Annotated in this window: 25 protein-coding genes and 1 tRNA gene; 10 read left to right on the forward strand and 16 right to left on the reverse strand. The window is 65.8% G+C overall.

Annotated features, from left to right (window positions below; all coding sequences use genetic code 11):
- Window positions 1-88: 88 nt before the first annotated feature.
- A complete protein-coding gene (locus tag SMA01S_RS13410) occupies window positions 89-820 on the reverse strand; it encodes a class I SAM-dependent methyltransferase (RefSeq protein WP_066822917.1) in 732 nt (243 codons plus the stop codon).
- Window positions 821-1058: 238 nt separating this feature from the next.
- Here SMA01S_RS13410 and mutM point away from each other — a divergent pair, with 238 nt between their 5' ends.
- The 3 genes from mutM (at window position 1059) to dnaA (ending at window position 4093) form a co-directional block, all read left to right on the forward strand.
- Complete coding sequence (gene mutM / locus SMA01S_RS13415) at window positions 1059-1871, forward strand: bifunctional DNA-formamidopyrimidine glycosylase/DNA-(apurinic or apyrimidinic site) lyase (RefSeq protein WP_066822919.1); 813 nt, start codon at window positions 1059-1061, stop codon at window positions 1869-1871.
- 124 nt (window positions 1872-1995) lie between these two features.
- Window positions 1996-2256, forward strand: coding sequence for a 30S ribosomal protein S20 (gene rpsT, locus SMA01S_RS13420; protein ID WP_066813132.1), 261 nt, complete (start codon window positions 1996-1998; stop codon window positions 2254-2256).
- Window positions 2257-2740: 484 nt separating this feature from the next.
- Window positions 2741-4093 (forward strand): chromosomal replication initiator protein DnaA, encoded by a 1353-nt coding sequence (gene dnaA / locus SMA01S_RS13425; protein ID WP_245649276.1) that lies wholly within the window; start codon window positions 2741-2743, stop codon window positions 4091-4093.
- 198 nt (window positions 4094-4291) lie between these two features.
- On the opposite strand, the gene SMA01S_RS13430 is transcribed toward dnaA, so the two are convergent.
- The 3 genes from SMA01S_RS13430 to ubiA form a co-directional block, all read right to left on the reverse strand.
- Window positions 4292-5074: a 3'(2'),5'-bisphosphate nucleotidase CysQ gene (locus SMA01S_RS13430; RefSeq protein ID WP_066822921.1), complete on the reverse strand. Its 783-nt coding sequence runs from the start codon at window positions 5072-5074 to the stop codon at window positions 4292-4294.
- Window positions 5067-6413 carry a TldD/PmbA family protein gene (locus SMA01S_RS13435; RefSeq protein ID WP_066822923.1) on the reverse strand — a complete coding sequence of 449 codons (1347 nt, stop codon included), beginning with the start codon at window positions 6411-6413 and terminating at the stop codon, window positions 5067-5069. Before SMA01S_RS13435 ends, SMA01S_RS13430 begins: the two co-directional genes overlap by 8 nt.
- Before the next feature lie 78 nt (window positions 6414-6491).
- A complete protein-coding gene (gene ubiA / locus SMA01S_RS13440) occupies window positions 6492-7415 on the reverse strand; it encodes a 4-hydroxybenzoate octaprenyltransferase (protein ID WP_066822926.1) in 924 nt (307 codons plus the stop codon).
- Between the two features lie 113 nt (window positions 7416-7528).
- Here ubiA and SMA01S_RS13445 point away from each other — a divergent pair, with 113 nt between their 5' ends.
- The 5 genes from SMA01S_RS13445 to SMA01S_RS13460 all read left to right on the forward strand — a co-directional run bounded on the left by SMA01S_RS13445 (window position 7529) and on the right by SMA01S_RS13460 (window position 10670).
- The gene (locus tag SMA01S_RS13445; RefSeq protein WP_066822929.1) at window positions 7529-7966 is read left to right on the forward strand and encodes a DUF2147 domain-containing protein; all 438 of its coding nucleotides are present in this window, start codon (window positions 7529-7531) and stop codon (window positions 7964-7966) included.
- A 27-nt stretch (window positions 7967-7993) separates the two neighbouring features.
- Entirely contained in the window at window positions 7994-8146 is a 153-nt protein-coding gene (locus tag SMA01S_RS24580) for a hypothetical protein (RefSeq protein WP_157093939.1), read from the forward strand.
- Window positions 8147-8223: 77 nt separating this feature from the next.
- A complete protein-coding gene (locus SMA01S_RS13450) occupies window positions 8224-8967 on the forward strand; it encodes a 16S rRNA (uracil(1498)-N(3))-methyltransferase (RefSeq protein ID WP_066822932.1) in 744 nt (247 codons plus the stop codon).
- Between the two features lie 66 nt (window positions 8968-9033).
- Entirely contained in the window at window positions 9034-10407 is a 1374-nt protein-coding gene (locus tag SMA01S_RS13455; RefSeq protein ID WP_066823329.1) for a glutamate--cysteine ligase, read from the forward strand.
- Window positions 10407-10670: a hypothetical protein gene (locus SMA01S_RS13460; RefSeq protein WP_066822934.1), complete on the forward strand. Its 264-nt coding sequence runs from the start codon at window positions 10407-10409 to the stop codon at window positions 10668-10670. The genes SMA01S_RS13455 and SMA01S_RS13460 overlap by 1 nt, the downstream gene beginning before the upstream one ends.
- On the opposite strand, the gene SMA01S_RS13465 is transcribed toward SMA01S_RS13460, so the two are convergent.
- A complete protein-coding gene (locus SMA01S_RS13465) occupies window positions 10651-11967 on the reverse strand; it encodes a methyltransferase family protein (protein ID WP_066822936.1) in 1317 nt (438 codons plus the stop codon). The genes SMA01S_RS13460 and SMA01S_RS13465 overlap by 20 nt on opposite strands.
- Window positions 11968-12068: 101 nt before the next feature.
- On the opposite strand from SMA01S_RS13465, the gene SMA01S_RS13470 reads away from it, so the two are divergent.
- Both SMA01S_RS13470 and SMA01S_RS13475 read left to right on the forward strand, forming a co-directional pair.
- A tRNA-Gly gene (locus tag SMA01S_RS13470) sits at window positions 12069-12142 on the forward strand.
- 226 nt (window positions 12143-12368) lie between these two features.
- Window positions 12369-12755, forward strand: a complete 387-nt coding sequence (locus SMA01S_RS13475; RefSeq protein ID WP_066823331.1) for a VOC family protein — start codon at window positions 12369-12371, stop codon at window positions 12753-12755.
- Between the two features lie 39 nt (window positions 12756-12794).
- Here SMA01S_RS13475 and SMA01S_RS13480 read toward each other — a convergent pair whose 3' ends face one another.
- The 11 genes from SMA01S_RS13480 to SMA01S_RS13525 all read right to left on the reverse strand — a co-directional run bounded on the left by SMA01S_RS13480 (window position 12795) and on the right by SMA01S_RS13525 (window position 24177).
- Window positions 12795-14456, reverse strand: coding sequence for a thiamine pyrophosphate-binding protein (locus SMA01S_RS13480; protein ID WP_066822938.1), 1662 nt, complete (start codon window positions 14454-14456; stop codon window positions 12795-12797).
- Entirely contained in the window at window positions 14453-15886 is a 1434-nt protein-coding gene (locus SMA01S_RS13485; protein ID WP_066822946.1) for an NAD-dependent succinate-semialdehyde dehydrogenase, read from the reverse strand. The genes SMA01S_RS13480 and SMA01S_RS13485 overlap by 4 nt, the downstream gene beginning before the upstream one ends.
- A 90-nt stretch (window positions 15887-15976) precedes the next feature.
- Window positions 15977-17035 (reverse strand): AI-2E family transporter, encoded by a 1059-nt coding sequence (locus SMA01S_RS13490; RefSeq protein ID WP_066822957.1) that lies wholly within the window; start codon window positions 17033-17035, stop codon window positions 15977-15979.
- Window positions 17032-17394, reverse strand: coding sequence for an adenosylmethionine decarboxylase (speD, locus tag SMA01S_RS13495; RefSeq protein WP_066822960.1), 363 nt, complete (start codon window positions 17392-17394; stop codon window positions 17032-17034). Before speD ends, SMA01S_RS13490 begins: the two co-directional genes overlap by 4 nt.
- Window positions 17395-17403: 9 nt before the next feature.
- A complete protein-coding gene (locus SMA01S_RS13500; protein WP_066822964.1) occupies window positions 17404-19023 on the reverse strand; it encodes an FAD-dependent oxidoreductase in 1620 nt (539 codons plus the stop codon).
- Complete coding sequence (locus tag SMA01S_RS13505) at window positions 19023-20555, reverse strand: polyamine aminopropyltransferase (RefSeq protein ID WP_066822968.1); 1533 nt, start codon at window positions 20553-20555, stop codon at window positions 19023-19025. Before SMA01S_RS13505 ends, SMA01S_RS13500 begins: the two co-directional genes overlap by 1 nt.
- 140 nt (window positions 20556-20695) lie before the next feature.
- Window positions 20696-20905, reverse strand: a complete 210-nt coding sequence (locus SMA01S_RS13510) for a DUF350 domain-containing protein (RefSeq protein ID WP_066812173.1) — start codon at window positions 20903-20905, stop codon at window positions 20696-20698.
- Window positions 20906-20920: 15 nt separating this feature from the next.
- Window positions 20921-21070 (reverse strand): hypothetical protein, encoded by a 150-nt coding sequence (locus SMA01S_RS24860; RefSeq protein WP_169804236.1) that lies wholly within the window; start codon window positions 21068-21070, stop codon window positions 20921-20923.
- Entirely contained in the window at window positions 21070-22485 is a 1416-nt protein-coding gene (locus tag SMA01S_RS13515; protein ID WP_066822970.1) for a DUF4178 domain-containing protein, read from the reverse strand. Before SMA01S_RS13515 ends, SMA01S_RS24860 begins: the two co-directional genes overlap by 1 nt.
- A complete protein-coding gene (locus SMA01S_RS13520) occupies window positions 22482-23156 on the reverse strand; it encodes a DUF4178 domain-containing protein (protein ID WP_066822972.1) in 675 nt (224 codons plus the stop codon). The genes SMA01S_RS13515 and SMA01S_RS13520 overlap by 4 nt, the downstream gene beginning before the upstream one ends.
- Before the next feature lie 10 nt (window positions 23157-23166).
- Window positions 23167-24177: an SPFH domain-containing protein gene (locus tag SMA01S_RS13525; protein ID WP_066822973.1), complete on the reverse strand. Its 1011-nt coding sequence runs from the start codon at window positions 24175-24177 to the stop codon at window positions 23167-23169.
- Window positions 24178-24243: the final 66 nt, after the last annotated feature.

Consider the following 24243-nt stretch of genomic DNA (forward strand, 5'->3'; position numbering starts at 1 on the left):
GGGGGGCGGTGCCCCGGGCGATTTGCTTGTGGGTAGGCCCCACCCCAACCCCTCCCCTGAAGGGGAGGGGCTTTCGTTGCAGCCCCCATCAAATCTTCCAGCCGCTATGGATCGCGACCAGTCCGCCGAGCATCGGTTCGACCTTGGTCTGGACGAAGCCGGCCTCGCCGATCATTTCCTTGAATCGTTCCATGCTGGGAAAGCGGCGGATCGACTCGATCAGATAGCGATAGCTTTCGGCATCGCCGGCGATCGCCTGGCCGACCTTGGGCACGACATGGTGTGAGTAAGCGTCATAGACATCGCCGAAACCCGGCCACAAGGTGGTCGAGAATTCCAGGCAGAAGAAGCGGCCGCCGCGCTTGAGCACGCGATGTGCCTCGCGCAGCGCTTTGGGAATGTCGGTCACATTTCGGATGCCGAACGCGATCGTATAGGCGTCGAAGAAGCGGTCGGGCCATTGCAGCGTTTCGGCATTGGCCTCGCTCCACACCAGCCCGTCGATGCCGCGCTTGGCGGCGCGCTCGATCCCGACCTCGAGCATCGCCGGGTTGATGTCGGCGACGGTGATCGCGGCGCCCGATTTTTCCATGCGAAAGGCGATGTCGCCGGTGCCGCCAGCCATGTCGAGGATCGCCTCTCCGGCACGCGGCTTCACGCGGCGGACGAACACGTCCTTCCACACGCGATGCAGCCCACCCGACATGGCGTCGTTCATCACGTCATATTTGCTGGCGACGCTGGCGAAGACACCGCCGACGCGGCGGGTCTTTTCCTCGGGGCTGACATCTTCGTAGCCGAAGGAGACTGTATCGGTCATGCGCGGGCTGTAGCGAGGCAATCAGGCGCCGTCATCCCCGCAGAAGGCGGCGTGGCAAGGGGAGCGCGCCACCGACCGTTCGTGCTGAGCTTGTCGAAGCACATGTCTGAGGCGCGCGATGTCCGAGCCATTACGCTGCCCTTCGACAAGCTCAGGGCGAACGGGTCGGAGTGATGGCGGCGTGCTTGAATGCGCAGGCGCTTGTGGCGGAGGCAAACCCAACTTAGCTGGACAGGAGATGCCTGAACTCCCCGAAGTCGAAACCACCGTCCGCGGGCTGGAGCCCGTGCTCAAGGACCAGCGCCTGACGCATGTCATCACGCGGCGCGGCGATCTGCGCCGGCCGTTCCCGCCCGATCTCGCGCAGCGGATGACCGGGGCGACGGTGACCGGGCTGGGGCGCCGCGCCAAATACGGGCTGATCGCAACCGACCGCGGCGACACGATGATCTTCCATCTTGGCATGTCGGGGCGCTGGCGAGTCGATCCTCATCAGCTGCTGCCGCACGATCATCTGGTGATCGATACCCAAGAGGGACGCCGCGTGGTGCTGAACGACCCGCGGCGATTCGGCTCGGTCGACCTGGTGCCGACCGAGGGGCTGGCCGATTTTCCGGCGTTCAAGGCGCTGGGTCCCGAGCCGCTTGGCCCGGACTTCACCGCACCGTATCTCAAGGCCGCGCTCAAGACTCGGTTCGCGTCGATCAAGCAGATGCTGCTCGACCAGCGGATCGTGGCGGGCCTGGGCAATATCTATGTCTGCGAGGCGCTCTATGCCGCGCGCATCTCACCCAAGCGCGAGGCGGGACGGATCAGCCTCGCGCGGCTCGATCGGTTGGTGCGGGAAATCCATACGGTGCTCGACTCGGCGATCGCTGCGGGCGGATCGAGCCTGCGCGATTTCGCCCGGCCGGACGGCGAGCTCGGCTATTTCTCCAAGCAATTCGCGGTCTATGGCCGCGAAGGCGAGCCCTGCGGTTGCGGCGGCATCGTGCATCGCTATGTCGAGGGCGGACGGTCGACCTTCTGGTGTCCTGCCTGTCAGAAATGATCGCGTGAACGCGGGCGCGCCCACCAAAGGTTGACCGAATCCCCCCATCTCGCTAAGGGCCACCGCTCCCGAGCGCGGCTATAGGTCGTGCCCGTCCCATTTTTGCGAAATTCAGAGGACTTTCATGGCGAACACGCCGCAAGCGAAAAAGCGTATCCGTCGCAACGATCGTCGCGCCGAAATCAACGGCAACCGCGTCGGCCGTATCCGCACCTTCGTCAAGAAGGTCGAGTCGGCGCTGGCCGCCGGCGACAAGGAAGCCGCCACCGTTGCGCTGGCCGCCGTGCAGCCCGAGCTGCAGCGTGGCGTCGCCAAGGGCGTGCTCCACAAGAACACTGCCAGCCGCAAGTTCTCGCGTCTGACCAAGCGACTCGCCTCGCTCTAAAGATACCCGATTTGATAGCGGGAATGGCGCCCGTCGGTGAGAAATTCGCCGGCGGGCTTTTTGCTGTCCGGCGCTCCCGTCATGCTGCTCTGCAGCGATCTCCATACCCGATATTCTAACGAATCCCGTAACCATGGGAAAACCTAGCGATTCGCAAATAGTTCACAGAAACGTAACGCGAAATTCGCCCGGATTCAGTGGGTTATTTCGAGAATCCCGGATTTCTGCGGCTCAGGGCGAGTCAACGTTTTTATTTTAATATTTCTGTCATCGACGGGGTTGATCGACAGGCTTCGAGCTTCATAATCAATCCTCGCAGCGCCCATCAGGCGCTCGCCGAATCATAGCAGTACTCGCGTTCAGGCGGATGGCAATTCCGGCTGGGGGGAGGCGTCTGTCTAACGAATCGGGCCCGTTGCGGGGGCGTGGGCCGGTGGGGAAGGGGTTGTTGCGGGTGGCAGTTTCGGTAGCAAGGGAAGGTGTCGTGCCCGGGGAAGTTCTCAATGCCTGGGCGAGGATCCGTAAGAATCTGAGGGAATCGGCTGGCGCGCGGCTGTTCGAGCAATGGCTCAAGCCGATCGAGCTCGACGATAGCGACGACGAGACCACGGTACGCCTGACGTTGCCGTCGGCCTTCACCGCCAATTGGGTCCGCAACCATTATCAGGACCGACTGGTCCAGGAATTCCGCGCCGCGATCCCGGCGATTCGCACCGTGTCGATCGAAGTGCGTCAGGCGTCCGCCCCGGCGGTGTTGCGCATCGCCACCGAACAGCCGGCCGAATCGCCTGCCGCTCCCGTCGAAGCCGCCGAGCGCCCCACGCTCGATCCGCGCCTGACGTTCGAACGCTTCGTGGTCGATCCGTCGAACCGTGTCGCCTTCAACGCTGCGAAGGCGCTGGCCGAACCGGGCGTGCCGCGGTTCAGCCCGTTGTTCCTCCACTCGGGCACCGGCCTCGGCAAGACTCATCTGATGCACGCGATTGGCCATGCCTATCTCGCGGCGGTTCCCGACGCGCGTGTGATCCTGATGTCGGCCGAGCGATTCATGTTCGAATTCGTCGCGGCGATTCGCGCCAACGATACGCATGCCTTCAAGACCCGGCTGCGCGGCGCCGATCTGCTGATGATCGACGATTTGCACTTCATCTCGGGCAAGAAACCGACCCAGGACGAATTCTTCCACACGATCAACGAGCTGACCGCGGCGGGCAAGCGCCTGGTCATCACTGCCGACCGCCACCCGCAGGGACTCGACGATGTCGAGGCGCGGATCGTCTCGCGGCTGGCGATGGGCTTGGTCGCCGACATCAAGATGCCCGACGCGACTCTGCGCCGCGCGCTGCTCGACCATCGCCTCGGCGAACTGCCGGAGGTCAAGGTGCCTCAAGAGGTACTCGAGCTGCTCGCGCACAAGGTCACCGGCAGCCTGCGCGAAGTCGAAGGCGCGCTCAACCGCCTAGTCGCTTATGCCCAGTTGACCGGCGAGGAAATCAATCTGGAGTTTGCCCAGGCGACGCTCGGCGACGTGCTGCGCGGCGGCACCAAGCGGATCACGATCGACGAGATCCAGCGTGCGGTGTCGGCGCATTACGACCTCAAGCCGGTCGACCTCGTCTCGGCGCGCCGCGCCGTGGTGGTCGCCCGCCCGCGCCAGATCGCGATGTACCTCGCCAAGCGCCTGACCACGCGCTCGCTGCCCGAGATCGGCCGCAAGTTCGGCGGCCGCGATCATTCTACCGTGATCCATGCGGTGCGCCGTATCGAGGAATTGCGCGGCAGCGATCACGAGATCGACGGCGCGGTGCGCAGCCTGATCCGCCAGCTCGAGGGCTGATTTCGGGACTTTCTCTAGCGCTGCTATAAAGCTGGCGCACGAGATATGGCGGGTATCGAAAGCTAAACGCTTCCCCGGCGAAGGCCGGGGCCCAATCGCCACGAATTCACGGTAACAGGACGCCATCTCGACGACGCCGAAGCTAGGCCCCGGCCTTCGCCGGGGAAGCGTGTTTCAATGCACCGGAAAGGATAAGCTTCAGCGCGGCTTGCCCAAACCCGCCACCGCGCGCTCGTGCAGCCGCGCGATCGCCGCGAGGTGGATGCCGGGGGCAGTCGCAAGCACGCCGAAAGCCTCCGCGCGCGGCGTATTGAAACGCAGCTTGCGCCCGACCGCATCGCTGACCGAACACCCCGCTTCGCGCGCGATGAGGACGGCGGCGGCGATATCCCATTCGTTGCCCCAACGAATCGTGGCGAGCAAATCGGCCTGGCCCGACGCGACCATCGCGATGCGGAGTGCGATCGAATTGGGCTTGGCCACCGCGACCAGGTCGGCATCGACGCTGGGCAAAATATCGGTCGGAGTCCGCGCCCCGATAAAGACCGAGCGACCGCTATGCTCGATCGAACTGCCGTTGAGCGTCGCGCCCTTGCCCGTTTCGGCACGCCAGACTTCGCCCAGCGCCGGAGCGTCGAGTACTGCCGCCACCGGCTGTTCGCCATCGACCAGCGCGATCGACACCGCCCAGCCTTCGCGCCCGCGAATATAGTCGCGCGTGCCATCGATCGGGTCGACCACCCAGCAGCGGCGATGGTTGAGCCGCACCGCGTCGTCGACCGTCTCCTCCGACAGCCAGCCGGCATCGGGGGCGAGCGCGGTCAGCCGCTCGCGGAGCAGGTTGTTGACGTCGATATCGACCTGACAGACCGGGTTGCCCGGCGCCTTTTCCCAGCGCGCGAAATCGGTCCGCCAGCGTGCCAGCGCAAACGCGCTCGCCTCGGCCGCGACCTCGGCGATGTCGTCGATCAGCTCAGCCACCCGCGACCGTCATTCCATCGATTCGCAAGGTGGGGACATTGGTCGCGTAACGGAATTCGAGATCGTCGGCCGCGGTCAGCTGGAGGAACATGTCCTTCAGATTGCCGGCAATGGTGAATTCGTCGACCGGCGTGGTGAGCACGCCGTCCTCGATCAGAAAACCCGCCGCGCCGCGGCTGTAGTCGCCGGTGACGCCGTTGACGCCCTGGCCGATCAACTCGGTGACGTAGACGCCGCGCTTCACCCCGGCGATCAGGTCGTCGCGGCTGGTTTTGCCCGGGGCGAGATAGGTGTTGGTGGTGCTGACTCCCGGCGCACCGGCGCCGCCGCGCGCGGCATGACCGGTAGGCTCGAGTCCCAGCTGCCGCGCCGAAGCCGAATCGAGCAGCCAGGTCGTGAGAACGCCGTCGCGGATCAGGCTGGTAGCCGAGACCGCCAGCCCTTCGCCATCGAATGGCCGCGAGCGCAGGCCATGCGGGCGAAGCGGATCGTCGATGATATCGATGCCGCTCGCGAAGATTAGCTCGCCCAATTTGCCGAGCAGGAAGCTGGTCCCACGCGCGATCGCCGCGCCCGAAATGGCGCCGGTCAGGTGACCGATCAGCGAGGCGCCGACGCGCGGATCGAACAGCACGGGTATCGGGCCGCTCGCGACCTTGCCGGGGTTGAGCCGGGCGACCGCGCGTTCGCCCGCTTCGCGGCCGATCTCCTCGGGCGAGGGAAGGTGCGCGCGGTGCCGCGCCGAGCGGTGCCCGTAATCGCGCTGCATCGCGCCGCCGCTGCCCGCCAGCACGCTGGCCGAGACTGAATGGCTGGTCGTGGCATAGGCGCCGGCGAAACCGTGGCTGGTGGCGAGTGCCCAGGCGACGCGCGAGGCCGAAGCGCCGCCGCCTTCGCTGTTGGTCACGCCGGGCACGGCACGGGCGGCATCCTCCGCGGCGAGCGCGGTTTGCTTGAGCGTGGCGGGGGCGGGATCGTCGGCATCCTGCAGATCGAGATCGGGAATCGGCCCCGTCATCAGCCGATCCTCGGGCGCGAGGCCGGCCCATTTGTCCTCGGGCGCCTCACGCGCCATCGCCACCGCGCGCTCGACCAGCGCGTCCATCGCGGCCGACGACAGATCGGAGGTGGAAACCGATGCCGACCGCTGGCCGACGAACACGCGCAGGCCCAATTGCTCCTCTTCGGAACGACCGACATCCTCAAGCTCGCCCAGCCGCACTGATACGTCGACGCTGGCCGAGGCGCCGAGCACTGCGTCGGCAGCATCGGCGCCGGCTTTGCGCGCGCGAGTAACGATATCGAGAGCGCGGTCACGCGCGGCGTCGGGAGTCAGCATGACCGGCACTTAGGAAGCGCAGGCGCGCCGGTCAAAGGGCGTTGGCAAAACTGACCGAGTTCGATTGCCGGTGCTCGCTCAAAAACTCGTCTGTCCGACGACGAAGCAGGCTAGGAACACCAGCAGCCCGGCGAATCGATTGGAGCGGAAGCGGCGAAGCGCGTTGGTGCCGTCGGTGGGGTCGAGTGTCGCGACTTGCCAGGCGAAATGGAGCGCGGCCGGGGCGAGTGCGACGAGCACCAGCGGGTCGGGTCGCAATTCCCACAGCGCCAGCGCCCAGCAAGCGATCGCGAGCGCATAGAAGGTCCCGACGCCCGATCTGACCCGGCTGCCCAGCGCGCGCGCCGAAGAGCGGACGCCGACGAGCGTATCGTCCTCGATGTCCTGGAGCGCGTAGATCGTGTCGTAGCCAATGACCCAGAAGATTGACCCGAGATAGAGTAACGGCCCCGGCATCATCAGCGACCCGGCGATTTCGCTCCACCCGACCAACGCCGCCCAGGAAAAGACGATGCCCAGCCACGCCTGCGGCCACCAGGTGATGCGCTTCATGAAGGGATAGGCCGCGACCGGTGCCAGGCTGACCAACGCGACGATGGCGGCATAACGATGGAGCTGGAGCAGCACGACCAGTCCGATCAGGCACAGGAGCACCAGCCAGATCCACGCCGCCTTGAGCGACACAGCACCCGAGGCTAGCGGGCGGCTTCGCGTGCGTTCGACCTGGCGATCGAGGTCGCGGTCGACGATGTCGTTATAGACGCAGCCGGCACCGCGCATGACGATCGCGCCGAGCGCGATCCACAGGATCAGATCCCAGCGGTCGATCGCGCCATGCGCCAGTGCGATTGCCCAGGCGCCGGGCCAGAACAGCAATTGCCAGCCGATCGGCCGATCGAATCGCGCCAGCAGCGCCAAGGCGCGCGTATAGGGCGGCAATCGCCCGACCAGCCCGCGATATTGGGTGTCTGGGACGATCTCGGACTCGGGTTTTGCAGTCATCACCCATTCACTAGCCGCGTGCGAATTGCCGCACCAGCGCCACGCCTTGCCCCACGACGGACAATTTCTATTTCTAGCTGCACAGGGGACGTGACGCGTATTTGGAGTTTGTAATGCCGACGATCCTGCCTCGACTGCTGACCTGCGCCGCGCTTGCGCTGGCGGTTGCCGCGGGCTCCGCGAATGCCCAGCCCGACCCCGATCCGGCGCGCAGCGCCGCCGCCTGGACGGGAACCTGGACCAACATGAACAACACGATGCACGTCAAAGCGGGGCGCTGCGGCGATGCGATGTGCGGCACCGTGATCTGGGCCGACGACAAGACCAAGGCCGATATCGCGTCGCGCGGCCGGACCTTGGTCGGGACACAAGTGTTCCGCGAATTCCGCCAGACCGGTCCCAATGAATGGAAGGGCAAGGTCTATGTGCCGGCGCTCGACCAGACGATTTCGGGGCGAATCGAACTGACCGATTCCGACAGCATCACCGCCAGCGGTTGCGCGTTGTTCGGTTTCGGCTGCCAGGTTCGGCACTGGAAACGGATACGCTAGGCGGGTTCGCGTGTTAGGGGCCAGTTCATGGTCCATCTATCCGTCGCCATTGCCCGGTTCGCAGAGACGCTGTTCTGGGGCATCGCCCAGGCGGCGGGGCTGGCGCTGATCGGCGGCGCGTTCGGAATCGCGGCGTTGTTGCTCGGCTGGCGGATGATGCGGCGCAAGCCGAGGCCGTGATCCCCTCCCGCAAGCGGGAGGGGAGAAGAGAGCTGCGACGCTAGCCCGTTTGAATCGAACCCGCTAAGTCGCCGGCCATGGCAGCAACTCCCGCCTGGCCGCCGCGATCGACGCCGCGTTTGTTCGTCGAGACCCAGCTCGCCGAGGGTGCCGATGTGCGCGTGGAGGGCGGGCAGGCGCATTATCTATTGTCGGTGCTGCGGCTGAAGGCGGGCGATCCGGTCAAATTGTTCGATGACGCCACCGGCGAGTGGCTCGGCATCGCCGGCGCGGTCGGCAGGCGCGACCTGATCCTGAACGTCTCGGCGCATCTCCGCGAGCGCGAACCGGTCCCGGATCTGTGGCTATGCGCCGCCCCGATCAAGAAAGGCCGGATCGACTGGGTCGCCGAGAAAGCGTGCGAGTTGGGCGTCGCCCGGCTGGTGCCGGTGCTGACGCGTCGCACGATGATCGACCGGCTCAACCTCGATCGCCTGCGCAGCCACATGATCGAGGCGGCCGAGCAATGCGATCGCACTTCCCTGCCGCAACTGGCCGAGGCGATGAAGCTTGATGCCCTGCTTCGCGATTGGCCCGCCGATCGCGCGCTGTTCTTCGCCGATGAAATGGGCGGCGCGCCCGCTGCCGAAGCAATGGCGGCGCATAAAGGACCAGCGGCGATCCTGATCGGGCCCGAGGGCGGGTTCGACGACGCCGAACGCGAGGCGATCCGCGCGCTTCCCCAGGCGATTGGGATCGGACTAGGTCCACGTATCCTCCGCGCGGAAACCGCGGCGGCGGCGGCGGTGACAATCTGGATGTCTGCTGCGGGAGATTGGTGAAACTCCCTTTCCCCAAACGGGGGAGGGAGACTAGCGCGGCGCCTTTTGCGTAGCTACATGCGCGCCATGACGACGAAGACCGTTACGGACACGAACGCAGCGGTCATCGAAGACCGCCAGCAGCTGATCGATTTTTTCGCAGGGGGAGAGAAGCCGGCCGAGCGCTGGCGGATCGGTACCGAGCATGAGAAATTCGTCTATCGCACTGCCGATCATCGCGCGCCGTCCTGGGACGAACCCGGCGGCATTCGCGACCTGCTCAACGGCCTGACCGAGTTCGGCTGGCGACCGGTCGAGGAGAATGGCAAGATCATCGCGCTGACCGGCGCGGACGGCTCGGTCAGCCTCGAGCCGGCGGGGCAATTCGAACTGTCGGGCGCCCCACTCGAAAATCTGCATGAGACCTGCGCCGAAACCGGCCGGCACTTGCAGCAGGTCAAGACGGTCGGCGACCGGCTGGGGCTGGGTTTCCTGGGCATGGGGATGTGGCCGGACAAAGCGCGGCAGGATCTGCCGATCATGCCCAAGGGCCGCTACGCGATCATGCTGCGCCACATGCCGCGGGTCGGCAGCCTGGGGCTCGACATGATGCTCCGGACCTGCACGATTCAGGTCAATCTGGACTATGCGTCCGAAGCCGACATGGTGAAGAAATTCCGCGTCGGCCTCGCGCTTCAGCCGCTGGCGACCGCATTGTTCGCTAACTCGCCCTTCACTGAGGGCAAGCCCAACGGCATGCTGTCGTATCGCAGCCATATCTGGTCGGACACCGATCCCGCGCGCACCGGCATGCTGCCCTTCGTGTTCGAGGACGGGTTCGGTTACGAGCGCTACGCCGATTACGCGCTCGATGTGCCGATGTACTTCGTCTACCGCGACGGCCAGTATATCGACGCGGCAGGCCTGAGCTTCCGGGACTTCCTCGACGGCAAGCTCGAGGTGCTGCCGGGCGAAAAGCCGACGATCGAGGATTGGTCGGATCATCTCTCGACCGCTTTCCCCGAAGTCCGGCTCAAGACTTTCCTCGAGATGCGCGGCGCCGATGGCGGGCCGTGGGGACGGATCTGCGCGTTACCGGCATTCTGGGTCGGACTGCTCTACGATCAGGGCGCGCTCGACGCGGCATGGGACCTGGTCAGACATTGGGACATGGCCGAGCGCGAAGATCTACGGAATTCGGTGCCGGCGTTGGCGCTCGACGCGCCGTTGCCAGGCGGCGGCAAGCTCCGGGATATCGCCGGGGAAGTGCTCGATATCGCGCATGCCGGACTGACCGCGCGTGCACGGACCGATGCCGGCGGGACCAACGAGACCGGGTTCCTCGATCCGCTGCGTGAGGTGGTGCGGTCGGGCAAAGTGCCGGCGCAGATCCTGCTTGACCGCTACAACGGCGAGTGGAGCGGCGACATCTCGAAAATCTATGATGAGATGAGCTTCTGATGGCCGGACCGCGGTCGGTTGCCGCGGTCATCTGTCTTATCGCGGTGATTACCGGATTAGCGGTCGCGACCCTGGAAAACGGGCGGATGACGATCGCGGTTCGGGCAATCGAACGACGCTCGCGATCGTTCTGGCGCCCGGTCTTCCTGACCTGGCGCGATTATGCTCGGCTCTGTCCGGGCGGTCCCCATCTGCACCGTGCGCTGGCCGCCAGCGTGGTGGCGATGGCAGGGGCGATCGGCCTCATGCTGTGTCTGGCGTGACCACTGCCGACTTGCCGCTGATCCAGCGGAAGAAGCGCGGCACCGGGCCGTTACGCTCCATCCACTGATAATATTCCTCGTAAGCCGGGTCGGCGCGCAGATGGCGCTCCTCGGTCCGCGCGCGCCAGTAATAGATGCCGGCGATGATGCCCATGATCGCCGTCGACCGCACCGCGTCGAGCCAACTGCCGGTGGTGAGCAGCGGCACGGTCGCGATCAGCCAGAACAGGTTCTTGGAGAGATAGGCAGGGTGGCGCGAAAGAGCATAAGGCCCGTTGGTCAGGATGCCGCGGTTGGTCAGGTTGGAGAAGCGGATGCCGAACGTGACCGTCGCCCAGGCGTAGATCGCGGTCAGCAGCACCAGCAGGGTGCCGATGCCGACAAGCAGCACCGGATAACCGGCAAACCAGGTCGACCAGCCGGCTTCGCCATAAGTGCCCGGATGATAATCGAGCGGGCCGTTATCGCCCATCAGCACGAAAGGCGGGTAGCAGATCAGCGCCGCCATCCAGCCCGCGGCATAGGGATTGGCGGTGCGGATGTGCGAATCGAGCGGGCGTAGCGCGAGTAGATAGCCGGCGGTGGCGAACGCGACATCGACCAGGAACATGAACGTGATCAGCCAATTGGCCAACGCCACCGGGCTGGCGAACACCCGGCTGAAATCGCCGCGCACGAAATCGCCGAACCCTGGCGGTACGATCGCCAGCATGAAGGCGGTGAAGAACATCTTCACCCCCCAGCTCTTGAGGTGGTTCCAGATCGCTTCCTTGTCGATCGGTTCCTTGAGCCCCATCATCCACGCGCCGAGCGCCCAACAGCCGTCCTTGGGCTCGATCATGCGGCGATCGAGCCACAGCGTGTAGGGGATCGACAGCACGAACAGTGCCGGCGCCGCCCACATGAAGCACCACATCGAGAATTGGAAATTGCCTTCCCAATAAAAGCGCCCGACCGCGTAGAGGCAGGCGATCCCCGCCCAGGTCAGCCACAGCCCGGCGAGCTTGGTGATCGAGATGTCGAGCGTCTCGCGCCACGGTTTGGGGTTGGCCCAGTCGATCCCGGTCGACGGATTGCGGTGGACCTTGTCGACGAACACCGACCACAGCACCATCGGTAGCCCGGTCGCGGCGACGTTGATCAGCGCGGCATAGGGTCCGTCCATTCCGAACCAGCGCGCGATCGCGATCCAGGTGAATAGCCCGGCCAGCCCGGATATGCCGGTCCCGGTCGACACGGCGGACTTGGGGCGCGGATCGGCCTTGGCGGCCGTGCCCAATGCTGGGTCGTGATACATGCGCGCGGGGATACGCGCGGAATGGTAAGCAAGCCGTGAAGGATGTCCGGGTTGCATGGGCGCGGCGGACTCGCTAGTTCCCCGCTTCGCTCCGGCGACGGGCGGGTATAGCACAATGGTAGTGCAGCAGCCTTCCAAGCTGAATACACGGGTTCGATTCCCGTTACCCGCTCCAACCTCATAGCAGCGACCGAGCGCCCGCTGCTGACGCGGCCTCTGTTCCGACATTCGACCGTGCGTCTTGACGCCTGCCTTTTCACGGCCCGGGGGACAACCGGCAGTTCGCCTAATCGATCGAGATCCGGTGAAATACGAACAGCCAAGGCTACGCTGCATCGTTCATGAATGGGAACGCGACGGGCCGTGCGTTCGCTTGGCTCGATATCGGCGAGGAGGGTTGGATGATCGACCATATCGGCATCGGGGCGAGCGATTTCGACGCATCCAGGCGCTTTTACGACGCGGCGTTGTCGGCGCTGGATTTCGGCATGATCATGGAAGTGTTGTCGGAACAGAGCGGTGGCTATCATGGCATCGGCTACGGCAAGGACGGCAAACCGTTCTTTTGGCTCGGCGATGATGGTCCTCGCGGCACCGGCATGCATATCGCCTTTTCAGCGGCTTCGCGATCGCAGGTCGATGCCTTTTACGCCGCGGCGCTGGGCGCCGGCGGCAAGGACAATGGCGCGCCCGGACTTCGCCCGCATTACCACCCGAATTACTACGCCGCGTTCGTCATCGATCCCGATGGCCTCAACGTCGAGGCGGTGTGTCACACGCCCGGATGATGTCCGGACGATCTGTCGGGCAGTTCGGCCCGACCGTCGCTAGCCTTTCTTCTCCGCCGCGGCCCTGAGTCCATCCAGCGTCGCGGTCGGCGTGATCGCCTGGCTGTCGAGATGGCAATGCAGGATCGCCGGCTTGCCGCTGGCGAGTGCGCGTTCGAACGCGGGGGCGAATTCGGCGGTGGTGGTCACCGTCTCGCCATGGCCGCCATAGGCACGCGCCAATGCGGCGAAGTCGGGATTGGTGAGATCGGTCGCCGAGATGCGTCCGGGAAAGGTCTTTTCCTGGTGCATGCGGATCGTGCCGTAAATGCCGTTGTCGATCAGCACGACGATCAGCGGGATGCCGTGATGGACCGCTGTAGCGAATTCCTGGCCGTTCATCAGGAAGTCGCCGTCGCCGGCGATGGTCAGCGCGATGCTGTCGGGTTTTTGCCGCTTGGCCATCACGCCGGCGGGTAGGCCATAGCCCATCGATCCGCTGGTCGGCGCGAGTTGTGTGCCGAAGTCGCGGAAGCGGTAGTAGCGATGGATCCAGCTCGCGAAATTGCCCGCGCCGTTGCAGATCGTCGCATCGGGCGGCAGCCGGTCGCGCAGCCACGCCATGACGTCGCCATATTGGAAATCGCCCGGCACGGCGGGCGGGGTGTCGGACCAAGCCAGGTAATCGGCGCGTGCCGCCTCGAGATTGGCTGACCAGGTCGGATTGGCCTCGATGCCGTCGAGTGCCGCGAAGAAGGCCGGCGGCGTGGCGTTGATCGCGAGCACCGGCTGATAGACGCGGCCGAGTTCGAGCGGGTCGGGATGGACGTGGACGAGTTGCTGCGCAGAGGCAGGAATGCCGAGCAACGTATAGGATTGCGAGGCGATTTCCGACATCCGCCCGCCGATCAACAGGACGAGGTCAGCGGCCTTGATGCGTTCGATCAGCTTGGGATTGGGCGCGAGACCAAGGTCGCCGATGAAATGGTCGTCGGTCGCGGGGAAGAGCGGCGCGCGACGGAATTGCGCGGCGACGGGCAGGTCGAAGCGATGCGCGAAGGCGACCATCGCGTCGCGCGCTTCCGGCGTCCAGCGCGAGCCGCCGACGATCGCGACGGGGTTGTTTGCGCTCGCGAGCAACTCGCCGAGCCGGTCGATATCGGCAGGGGCAGGGGCGGTCTCGACGGGATCGACGCGCGGCGCATCGGCCACCTCCGCCATATCGTCGAGCATGTCCTCCGGGAGCGCGATCACCACCGGGCCCGGCCGTCCCTGCATGGCGACGCGGAAGGCGCGGGCGATGATCTCCGGGATGCGCGCGGCATCGTCGATCTCGACCACCCATTTCGCCAACGCGCCGAACGCTGCGCGATAATCGAGCTCCTGGAACGCCTCGCGGTCGCGCATGCCGCGCTCGATCTGGCCGACGAACAGGATCAACGGAGTCGAATCCTGCATCGCGATATGCAGGCCGGGCGAGGCGTTGGTCGCGCCCGGCCCACGCGTCACGAAACAGATGCCCGGACGGCCGGTCAGCTTGCCGTACGCCTCGGCCATCATCGCCGCGCCACCCTCGGCGCGACAGGTCAGCAGATCGATCCCGCTGCCGATCAGCGCGTCGAGCACCGACAGATAGCTTTCGCCAGGCACGCAGGTGGCGCGATCGACGCCTTGCGCGATCAACTGGTCGACCAGGATGCGGGCTGCGGTACGCTCACTCATGCGATGTGCACCGCCTTGGTGGTGAGGTGCGCCATGATGCCCTCCGGACCGTCCTCGGAGCCGAAGCCCGATTCCTTCATCCCGCCGAACGGCGCGTCGGGCCAGGTCATCCGAACCTGGTTGATTGCCAACATCCCGGCCTCGACCGTTTCGGCCAGCAGATTCTGGCGCCGACCGCTCTCGGTGAAGCAATAAGCGGCAAGACCGAAGGGCAGGCGGTTGGCCTCGGCGATCGCGTCCTCGACCGTGCCGAACGGACGGATCAAGGCGAGCGGGCCGAATGGCTCGTCGTTCATCGCCTTGGCTTCCAAGGGCACATCGGCGATCACCGTCGGCTGGAAGAAGAAGCCGCCGTCTTTATCCTGGCGCTCGCCGCCGGCGAGCACACGTGCGCCGATCGATCGCGCATCCTCGACCAGCGCGGCGATCGTGTCGGGGCGGCGTGGATTGGCCAGCGGGCCCATCTGGTTGGCGGCGTCGAGGCCGCTGCCGATCTGCATCTTCTTCGTGCGCTCGGCGAACCCCTGGACGAACTTCTCGTAGATGCCGTCCTGAACGTGGAAGCGAGTCGGCGCGACGCAGACTTGGCCGGCATTTCTGAACTTGTGCGTGACGAGGATGTCGAGCGTCTTTTCGAGGTCGCAATCGTCGAACACCAGCACCGGCGCGTGGCCGCCCAATTCCATCGTCATCCGCATCACACTGTCCGACGCCAGCTTCATCAGATGCTTGCCGACCGGCACCGAGCCCGTGAAGCTCAGCTTGCGCGTGACCGGCGAGGCGAGCAGGTGGCGCGAGATCATGTCGGGCACGCCGAACACGATCTGCGCGACATTGCCGGGCAGGCCGGCATCCTGGAAGCAGCGCATGATCTCGACCGCCGAGCCCGGGGTCTCTTCGCTCGGCTTGAGGATAATCGAGCAGCCCGCGGCGATGGCGGGCGCGATCTTGCGGACGACGTTCAGGGCCGGGAAATTCCACGCGCAGAAGGCGGCGACCGGCCCGACCGGGTGGTGCAGCACCATCGAGCGCATGCCCGGGGCGCGCATCAGCACGCGGCCATAGACGCGCACCGCTTCGCCGGCATGGAATTCGAGCATCGCGGCGGCGGCCATGACTTCGCCCTTGGCCTCGGCGACTGGCTTGCCTTCCTCCATCGTCGCGATGCGGGCGATCGCGTCGGCGCGCTCGCGAACCAAGGCAGCGGTCTTGTTGAGCACGGCGGCGCGCTGCTCGGGGACGACCGCGCGCCACGCCTCGAATCCCTTTTGCGCGGCGGCGAGCGCGCGGTCGAGATCGGCGGCGGTGGCCAGCGGCAGATCGGCCTGGCCCGTGCCCGTCGCGGGGTTGAGCACCGAGTGCACGTCGCGGCCGTCCCCGGTCAGCCACTCGCCGTCGATATAGAGGCCGAGCTTGGCGGAATAGGTCATTGGGGGACTCCTGAGGGCGGGGGATTTGCCGCTCATCTAGGGTTCCGATCCGTTCGGGGCAATCGTGACGCTAACGGTCAGGTATAGACGTCAGGCAATCGGTGCCGGATCGCCCTCGACGAGTTCGCGCCACAGCATCACCAGCACCGCCATCGTCGCGGGACCGACGAACAGGCCGAGCAGCCCCAGTGTCTCGACGCCGCCGAGAATGCCGACCAAGGCCCAGAAGAACGGCAGCCGCGTCGCGCTGCCGATCAAGGCGGGACGGACGAAATGGCCGGCGACGAATTCGGCGGCGAAACCGATCACGACGACCGCGATCGCGCCGCCGGGCGATCCCTGACCGAGCAGCAGCAAGGCGGCGATCCCGAACGCGACCGGCGCGCCGAACGGGATCATCGCGGCGATCGCGGTGACCGCGCCGAGCAGGATGGGGTGCGGCACGCCGAGGAAGACATACACTAACGTCATGACCACGCCGAAGCCGAGCCCGACCAGCACCAGCCCGTCGATCGTCCCGCGGACCGAGGCGAGCGCCTGCTGTCCGATCCGCTCGCCTTGCGGCCCAAGCAGTTTGGCGCTGGCGGTGCGGAATTGCGCTGCCAGCGCATCGCGGTCGCGGATCAGGAAGAACAAGGCGATCAGCGTGAAGCCGAACACCACCGCTCGATGAACCAGCCCGAAGCCGAGCAACCGCGCCTGCGCGCCGAGCAGGGTGTGGCTCAGCACCTCGAAATGGTGATTGGCGGCTTCGGGCGGGGCCAGGTTCGTCTGCCACCAGCCGATCGCCTCTGCGCTGAACGGCAGATTGGCGAGCCAGACCGGAGGCGGCACGCCGTGCAGCCGCGCATCGCTTACCCAGGCCGCGACATCGTGTGCCTCTCGCGCGGCCTGCGCGATACCGATCGCGATCGGCGCGAGCACGATCACCGCAAAGCCCAGCGTGAAGGCCGCCGCGACGAGGTTGGGCCGCGGAAACCGGTGCTCGGCGCGCTGGACGAGCGGATCTACCGCGACCGCGATGACCACCGCCCACACCACGGCAGGCAGGAAGGCGTGGATGACCCACAGACCGAGCAGGCCCAGCAGGACGATCAGGGTCAGCCGGATGGCCGATTGGCGCTTGGGCGGTAAGGGCGTGCCGGTCATTCGGCGATGGCCTCCAGGCTGAAGCCGCGCGCAAAGCGGCGTTGCTCGACCCGTCCGGCGTCGAGCATGCTGGCCATTGCAGCCAGCGCGGCGTCAAGATCATGGCGCTGTCCGCACAGGAACATGTCGACCGCGGCATAGCCCCGCTCGGGCCAAGAATGGATCGAGATGTGCGATTCGGCGAGCAAGGCGACCCCAGTCACGCCCTGGCCGGTGCCGAAAGCATGGACCTTGAGGTCGAGCAGGATCGCGTCCGCAGCGACGACCGCCGCGCGCAATGCCGCTTCGATCCGCGCCTCATCGTCGAGATGATCGCAGTCGAACAGGTCGGCTAGAAGGTGGGTTCCGCTGAAGTCCACGGTGCCGTCCTACGTCAGCACCGAGCGATAGGGAATGCCGAGATGCGTCATCGCGTCCTCGGCGGCGCGGATGCCGCGATATTGCGCTTCCTCGAACAGCGACAGGCCGCTCAGGTCCGAATGCGCGAAGAAGAGCGGCGGGCGCGGTGCGGCGGCGGCCTCGCGGCGACCGTCCCAGAAATAGCCGGGGACCGGGCGGATCATCGCATGGCCCCAGCGCCAGACGTCGATCCGGCGGATCGCGCCCTTGAGGTCGGGGTTGGTCAGCAACAGGTCGTCGCGCACGATGTCCTGCCAATAGCCAAGCGGCCGCTCGAGAAGTTCGCGGCGCGCGTCGGCAGGGGCCAGATCCGACAACGGCAGATACCAGCTCAGCACCGTCGCGCGTGGGACGCGGTCGAGCGACTGATGGGTATCGACGACATAGCCGAGCGAGCGGCTGGTCCACGACACATTGTCCCAAGCGACCTCGAACCCTGGCCCAGCCGGCGTGCGGTCGACGGTGACGGCGGCAACCACCCAGGGGGCATAGTCGAACCCGGCGGCGGACGGCGCGTCGCTGGTCAGGCGCGCGCTTACGAAATGCGGCGTGGCGAGCACCACCGCCTCTGCCTCGATCCGAATGCCGCGACCGCTGGCGACGTCGAGCGCATCGACCCGCACGCCTTGGTTCGAGCGAGTAACGCGATGGATGATCCGTCCGCAGTCGAGATGATCCTTGAGGCGCGCCGCCATCCGCCCGACCAGATGGCCGTTGCCTTCGGGCCAGGTCAGCATCGTGTCGGGGTCGGCATTGGCGGCATGCCCGCGGCGGCTGGCGAAATAATGCACCCCGGCCCAGGCCGAGACCTGGTCGGGTTCGGTGCCGTAATCGTCGCGGCACGCGTAGCGGACATGCGCGCGCAATATGGGCGATGTCCACCCTTGCTGGTCGAGCCATTGGGTGAAGCTCAGTTGGTCGAGCGCAAGCAGATCGGGATCGCGCGAACTCAATTCCATCGGGATCGCGAAAGCGGGGCGGCCCTGCGCGTCGCGTCGCCCTTGATAGATCTTCATCGCAGCGAAGAAGGCCTTCAGGTCATGGATGTCGGTCTCGCTCAGCCCCTTTTGCGGCACCAAACCTTCCTGCCATTTGCCGAGATAGAGCAGGCGCTCTTCGGGGTCGGAGACGAGCTGATAGGGATCGTAGACCGGCTTGCCGTCCTGCCAGCCGGTGATGATGCCGAGCTGTTCGAGCAGATGGATGACGCCCTTCGCCTCGGCATTGGGCAGCGGCAGATAATGCGCGCCGAGCGGGTAGGCTGAGACGTTGTTGCGCCCGCTTCGCGCATTGCCGCCGGTGCGGTCCTCGAGTTCGAGCAAGCGGAAATCCTGCACCCCGGCATCCGCCAGCGTCCAGGCCGCGGCGAGCCCCGCGACGCCGCCGCCGACGATCGCGACCTGGGTCCGCACCGTCTCGTTTGGCGCGGGGAACTTGCCGCCGCGCAGCCGGTGCCCGCGGCGGAAATCGGCGCCGCCCAGCGTGCCCGGGATCGTGTCGTCGTGCGGGGCGAGCGCAATCGCGCCCGCACCCAACGCCGCGGCGCCGGCGACCGACCCGGCGATGACAGAGCGGCGCGACCAGGCCATCAGCCCTCGAACACCGACCATTCGGCGTCGAACTCGCGGACCAGCGCCTGGTTGTCGAGCCGGTTCACCGGGGTCGGGCGTCGCGCCATGTCGGGCGGGAAGAAGAAGGCGAGGGTGTCGACCCGTGGCGTCAGGAACCGCAGCCCCGCCGGCAGGGCGCCGGGCGCGCCGATCGGCCCGTTCGAGGCGAGGACGAACCCCCATTCGCCAAAGCTCGGAACATAGACGTGATAGCCGCGCGTGGTCAGCCCGGCCGCCTCCAGCGTGGTCGCGACGGTCCAATAGGCCTTGGGCGCGACCAGCGGCGACGTGCTCTGGACGCTGAGCACCGCGCCGGGATTCAGCGCGCGGGCGAGCTCGCGATAGAAGCTGACGGTGTAGAGCTTGCCGATCGCGAAATTGGTCGGGTCGGGAAAGTCGACCAGCACCGCGTCGAACCGCTGCCGGTTGGCGCGCAGCCAGCTGAAGGCATCGGCGGTGATGACATGGACTTTGGGCGACAGCAAAGACCCGTGGTTGAGCGCGACGAGCATCGAACTCTTGCGGAACAAGGTGGTCATCGCGGGGTCGAGATCGACCAGAGTGACCGACTGTACGCCCGGATATTTGAGGATCTCGCGCACCGCCAGGCCGTCGCCGCCGCCGAGCACCAGCACGTTGCGCGGGTTGAGGACACGGCTCAGCACCGGATGCACCAGGGCTTCGTGATAGCGATATTCGTCGCGCGACGAGAATTGCAGATTGCCGTTGAGGAACAGCCGCAAGTCGTTGGCGCGCTTGGTGATGACGATCCGCTGGTACGGCGTGGCGTCGGCATAGATGATCGGGTCGCCATAGGCGGCGACTTCGGCGGTGCGCTCGATCTTCTCCGATGCGGCGAAGCCGGCGGCGAGCACGATCGTGACCAGGATCGCGACGAGCAATTCGATCGTCATCCGGCGGCGCTGTGGCAGCATCAGGATCACCGCGATCGCTACGCCGACGTTGAACAGGCCGAACAGGAAGCCGGTGCGGATCAGCCCGAGATGCGGGACGAGCAGCAGTGGGAACAGCAAGGAAGCGGCGAGTGCGCCGACATAGTCGAACGTCAGCACTTTCGAGACCAGGTCGCTGAACTCGAGCCGGTCCTTGAGGATGCGCATGAGGAGCGGAATTTCGAGCCCGACCAGAAAGCCGATCGCCAGCACCAGCCCATAAAGCGGCAAGCGGAAATCCTGGACGCGGTCGAACAGCAGGAACAGCATCGCCGCCGAACAGCCGCCGATCGCGGCGATCAGCACTTCTACCCGGACGAAGGTCACCAGCTCGTTCTTGCGGACATAGCGCGAGCACCACGAGCCCATGCCCATCGCGAACAGATAGATGCCGATGATGATCGAGAATTGGGTGACGCTGTCGCCGAGCAGATAGCTCGCCAGCGTGCCGGCGAGCAGTTCGTAGATCAGCCCGCACGTCGCGACGACGAACGCGGAGGCCAGCTGCAAAGCCCCGGCGCGGGAAGGGCGGGCGACGCCGCCCTGTTCCTCCGTCATACGGGCCTAGCCGTCATGCCGGACTTGCTCCGGCATCCAAAGTGCAACAACGGCTGAATTCCCTTGTGGAGGGTTGGACCCCGGAACAAGTCCGGGGTGACGAAGTGCTTCGTTCGACTGGGAAGTTTCAACCCAGCCGTTCACCCATGGATCGCAGCGGCGATGATCATCGCGACGGAAATCGCGATCGAACCGGTGAAGATCGCCAGCGCGACGTTCTTTTCGCGGCAGATCTCGCCCCACATGTCGACCGGACTGATCCTGTCCCACAGCCAGAAGCCGCCGATGAAGATCACCAGGCCAATGGCGGTGTAGACCAGGGTGGTGACGAGAATGGGGATGGAGATCATCGTCCGATCCTTTCGTTATTTGTGGGTGGGGCCGTAGGAGCCGAACATCATCGGGCCGCGCGCGCCGCCAGTGGCAAAGGGCGAATAGCCGTCGCGGGCCGCCATCATCGTTAGCATGACGACGCCCAGACAATAGAGCCCGTAAACCAGAATATGCCGGCTCATCAGTCGTCGTCTCCCCCGCTGTCGTCGTCACTGCCGCCGCTGCCGCTGACCGGGGCCATGCGGCGCTTTTCGAACCCGAATTGCTTGAACAACACGATCAGCGGCCATGCCGCGATCAGCAGGAAAGCGAGCAAGATATTGCCGCCGAACACGCCGCCGCGCTTGACCGTGACCGTCACCGGGATGGTCTGGCCGCTATCTTGTCCAAACACGCTGCCGCCGGCGAAACCGGTCGGCATGGAAAAGCTGCTGCTGCTCGAACCGCCGTTCCAGCGATGCGCGGACAGGGTGACGACCAGATCGTATTTGCCCCCGGGAATGCTCGACAGGCTGACCTCGGGGCGCGGGTCGCCTTCGGTCCAGGACCCATCGCTGTCGCTGCCCGAATAATGTTCGGCCAGGCCGTAGCTGTCGACGCTGTCCTGCGTCTTCTCGTCGGTCAGCGAATAGTCCAGGTCGACCCACGCATTGTCGATAGCGCCGGCATCGGCATCGACGACGACCCGCGATCGCGCGGAAGGCAGATCGAGCCCTCGGATCACCACGGTCTTTTCGGGGCCATCGAGCACCGCGTCGGTCGTGGTCTGGCCGATCACCTGCTCGCGGCCGCCTATGCCCGAGACGACGAACAAGGCGAGCAGGGCGACGACGCCGACCACCAGTGCCTCGCGAAGTTGCCGTTTATAGGGCGACGGTTCGTGGGGCGCGGGATGGCTGTATTCGCGGCGGCGCGCGGGAATGCCGAACGCCTTTTCGGCGACTCCCCAGTCGAACAGGTCGAGCCGGGTCCAGGTGCGCTCGGTCTGATAGACTTCGCACGACAGCATCGTGCCCGGGCGCACGAAATCGGTCTCGTCGACCGTTTCGCCAACCGCGACGCGCCAGTAGAATTCGCCGACGACGAAGGTGACGCGGACCGGATAGGTGCCGCCGAACCGCGAAAAGCTCTGGTGATCGAGCTGCATCGCATTGCCCCAGCCCATCGTCGGCAGGCGATCGAGCATGATACCCAGGCTGAAGCGGCGGCCATCGTCGACCAGGAAGGCATAGCCTTCATAGGGATTGAACAGCAGATATTCGGCCCAGCCGATCTCCTCGTCGGTGCGCTCCATATAGCCGACGATTTCCCACACCCGGCCGTTGAGCGTGCCGCGCGTGCCGAGCGGGATCTCCGGTGTCTTGAGCGCCTCGTTGGCGCGCGCGATGACCTGGAGGTCGGGGCTGGTCGCATCGAGCGTCGAGCCGCAATGTTCGCACAGCACGCTGACCGTCAGGCCCTGCGCGCGGACGTTGACGATGCCGCCGCAATTGGGACAGCTCAGCGCGCGGACGGTCGACGCCGGCGTGACGGGCGCAACCGGCGGCTGCGCGGGTGCCGGCGGCGCGGCGTCGGCGGGGAGTGCGTCGTCGCTCATGCGGCAGACGCCGGCATCGGCCAGCCTTCGAACGATCGCAGCCCGGTCGCGTTGAGCTCGGCAAGCGACATGTAGCGGCCGACATAGGCCTCGACTTCACCGCCCTGATCCTTCTGGATGCTCGCGCACTCGCCATCGGGAGTCATCAGGTCGATGCTGGTGGCGGTGAGCCCGAGCGGCGCGTTGAACGGGAGTTCGCCTTCGCTGGCGATGCAGGTAACCTGCTTGTTGTCGGCGACGGCATAATCGACCCCGCCGATCGTGATCAGCGTGTCGATCGCGATCGGCTGGCCCGATTTGATATGATCGACGACGACCGGCGCAAGCGCGTCGTCGTCGACCTCGCGCAGCATCATATAGCGCCCCATCGATTCGCCGACCCAGCCGGTCGATCCGTCGTCGAACAATGCCAGCCACTCGTTCCACGCGCCGTCGGCATAGCGCCAGCGGACGCGGCCGATCAGCTCGAAACCCTGCGCTCCGTCGCGACCGCGCACGCCCAATTGCAGCGGGCTGACGTCGTCGGGCACCTCGGCGATCTTGCCGATCGCCTGGAGGTTGCCGCCAGTCCGCAGCACCGATGTGCGGCAATAGTCGCACACCTTCACCGGCAGGTCGTTCGACCTGAACCGGATCGGAGCGCCGCAATTGGGGCAGTTGGCGTCGAGCACTGGGTCGCGATCAGATCTTGGCGAGTAGAGCGGTCTTCTTCGCGTCGAACTCCTCTTGCGTGATCGCGCCGGCGACCATCAGTTTGTGCAGCTTCTCGATCTGCTCATAGGGATCGACCTCGGGCTGCGGTGCGGCCGCGGGAATGCTGGTCGCACCGCCACTACCGACGCCGCCGAGCCCCGCCGCCATTTGCTGCCCGATCGCCATGCCCGCCGCCGCACTCGCGCCGATCCCGGCGAGACCCCCCGGATTGGCCGCAGCAGTCTGGATCGAATCGGCGGCCTGGAACTTGGCATATTGGTCGAGATTGCCGAGCACGCGCATCTGGCTGCCCTTGTCGAGATATTCCTGGACATTCTCGGGGAGCGACACGCTCTCGACGAAGAAGGTGCGGCACGACAGGCCCCATTCCTTGAACCCGGCTTCGACCGCGCCTTTCAGCTTTTCCGACATCGCCTGCTGGTTGCCGGCCAGATCGACGAACGCGATCTCGCCGCCGCCCAACGCCGTCGCGATCGCGGTGTTGATCACCGCGCGCAATTGCTGATCGAGATCGGTCACGGTCAGCCGGTCGAGCGAGCCCATCATCTTGACCGCGAAGGTCGCGACATCGTCGATGCGGAACGAATAGCTGCCGAACGCGCGGATACGCAGCGGCCCGAATTCCTTGTCGCGCACCGTGATCGGCTGCGGCGTGCCCCATTTCAGACCGGTCTGCTCGCGCTGGGTGAAGAAATAGATGTCGGCCTTGAACGGGGCCTTGAAACCCTTGTCCCAGTTCATGATCGCCGTCAGCAGCGGCAGGTTCTGCGTGACCAGCGTGTGCTGGCCCGGCTCGAACGCGTCGGCCAACTTGCCCTCATTATAGAACATCGCGACCTGGCCTTCGCGCACGGTCAATTGGCCGCCATTCTGGATCTCGCGATCCTGCATCGGATAGCGGATCGCCAGCACGCCCGGCTCGTCGACCCAGTCGATCACGTCGACCAGTTGCTTCTTCAGGAAATCACCCAGACCCATCACGCATCCTCCAAAGATGCGCCCAATCTATCAGGCTTTGGCAGCTTCGCGAGAGCCGAATTTTTG

Origin of the sequence: Sphingomonas mali NBRC 15500 (assembly GCF_001598415.1) — a bacterium.
GTDB lineage: Bacteria > Pseudomonadota > Alphaproteobacteria > Sphingomonadales > Sphingomonadaceae > Sphingomonas > Sphingomonas mali.

Excerpts from the sequence above, each read along its gene's own strand:
- SMA01S_RS13455 (WP_066823329.1), top strand. The coding sequence starts at position 9,034 with ATGACGACGAAGACCGTTACGGACACGAACGCAGCGGTCATCGAAGAC.
- SMA01S_RS24860 (WP_169804236.1), bottom strand. The coding sequence starts at position 21,070 with ATGAGCCGGCATATTCTGGTTTACGGGCTCTATTGTCTGGGCGTCGTC.
- SMA01S_RS13525 (WP_066822973.1), bottom strand. The coding sequence starts at position 24,177 with ATGGGTCTGGGTGATTTCCTGAAGAAGCAACTGGTCGACGTGATCGAC.
- SMA01S_RS13475 (WP_066823331.1), top strand. The coding sequence starts at position 12,369 with ATGATCGACCATATCGGCATCGGGGCGAGCGATTTCGACGCATCCAGG.
- SMA01S_RS13500 (WP_066822964.1), bottom strand. The coding sequence starts at position 19,023 with ATGGCCTGGTCGCGCCGCTCTGTCATCGCCGGGTCGGTCGCCGGCGCC.
- SMA01S_RS13445 (WP_066822929.1), top strand. The coding sequence starts at position 7,529 with ATGCCGACGATCCTGCCTCGACTGCTGACCTGCGCCGCGCTTGCGCTG.
- SMA01S_RS13485 (WP_066822946.1), bottom strand. The coding sequence starts at position 15,886 with ATGACCTATTCCGCCAAGCTCGGCCTCTATATCGACGGCGAGTGGCTG.
- SMA01S_RS13505 (WP_066822968.1), bottom strand. The coding sequence starts at position 20,555 with ATGACGGAGGAACAGGGCGGCGTCGCCCGCCCTTCCCGCGCCGGGGCT.
- SMA01S_RS13450 (WP_066822932.1), top strand. The coding sequence starts at position 8,224 with ATGGCAGCAACTCCCGCCTGGCCGCCGCGATCGACGCCGCGTTTGTTC.
- SMA01S_RS24580 (WP_157093939.1), top strand. The coding sequence starts at position 7,994 with ATGGTCCATCTATCCGTCGCCATTGCCCGGTTCGCAGAGACGCTGTTC.
- mutM (WP_066822919.1), top strand. The coding sequence starts at position 1,059 with ATGCCTGAACTCCCCGAAGTCGAAACCACCGTCCGCGGGCTGGAGCCC.
- SMA01S_RS13465 (WP_066822936.1), bottom strand. The coding sequence starts at position 11,967 with ATGTATCACGACCCAGCATTGGGCACGGCCGCCAAGGCCGATCCGCGC.
- ubiA (WP_066822926.1), bottom strand. The coding sequence starts at position 7,415 with ATGACTGCAAAACCCGAGTCCGAGATCGTCCCAGACACCCAATATCGC.
- SMA01S_RS13490 (WP_066822957.1), bottom strand. The coding sequence starts at position 17,035 with ATGACCGGCACGCCCTTACCGCCCAAGCGCCAATCGGCCATCCGGCTG.
- SMA01S_RS13410 (WP_066822917.1), bottom strand. The coding sequence starts at position 820 with ATGACCGATACAGTCTCCTTCGGCTACGAAGATGTCAGCCCCGAGGAA.
- SMA01S_RS13435 (WP_066822923.1), bottom strand. The coding sequence starts at position 6,413 with ATGCTGACTCCCGACGCCGCGCGTGACCGCGCTCTCGATATCGTTACT.
- SMA01S_RS13515 (WP_066822970.1), bottom strand. The coding sequence starts at position 22,485 with ATGAGCGACGACGCACTCCCCGCCGACGCCGCGCCGCCGGCACCCGCG.
- rpsT (WP_066813132.1), top strand. The coding sequence starts at position 1,996 with ATGGCGAACACGCCGCAAGCGAAAAAGCGTATCCGTCGCAACGATCGT.
- SMA01S_RS13480 (WP_066822938.1), bottom strand. The coding sequence starts at position 14,456 with ATGAGTGAGCGTACCGCAGCCCGCATCCTGGTCGACCAGTTGATCGCG.
- SMA01S_RS13510 (WP_066812173.1), bottom strand. The coding sequence starts at position 20,905 with ATGATCTCCATCCCCATTCTCGTCACCACCCTGGTCTACACCGCCATT.
- SMA01S_RS13460 (WP_066822934.1), top strand. The coding sequence starts at position 10,407 with ATGGCCGGACCGCGGTCGGTTGCCGCGGTCATCTGTCTTATCGCGGTG.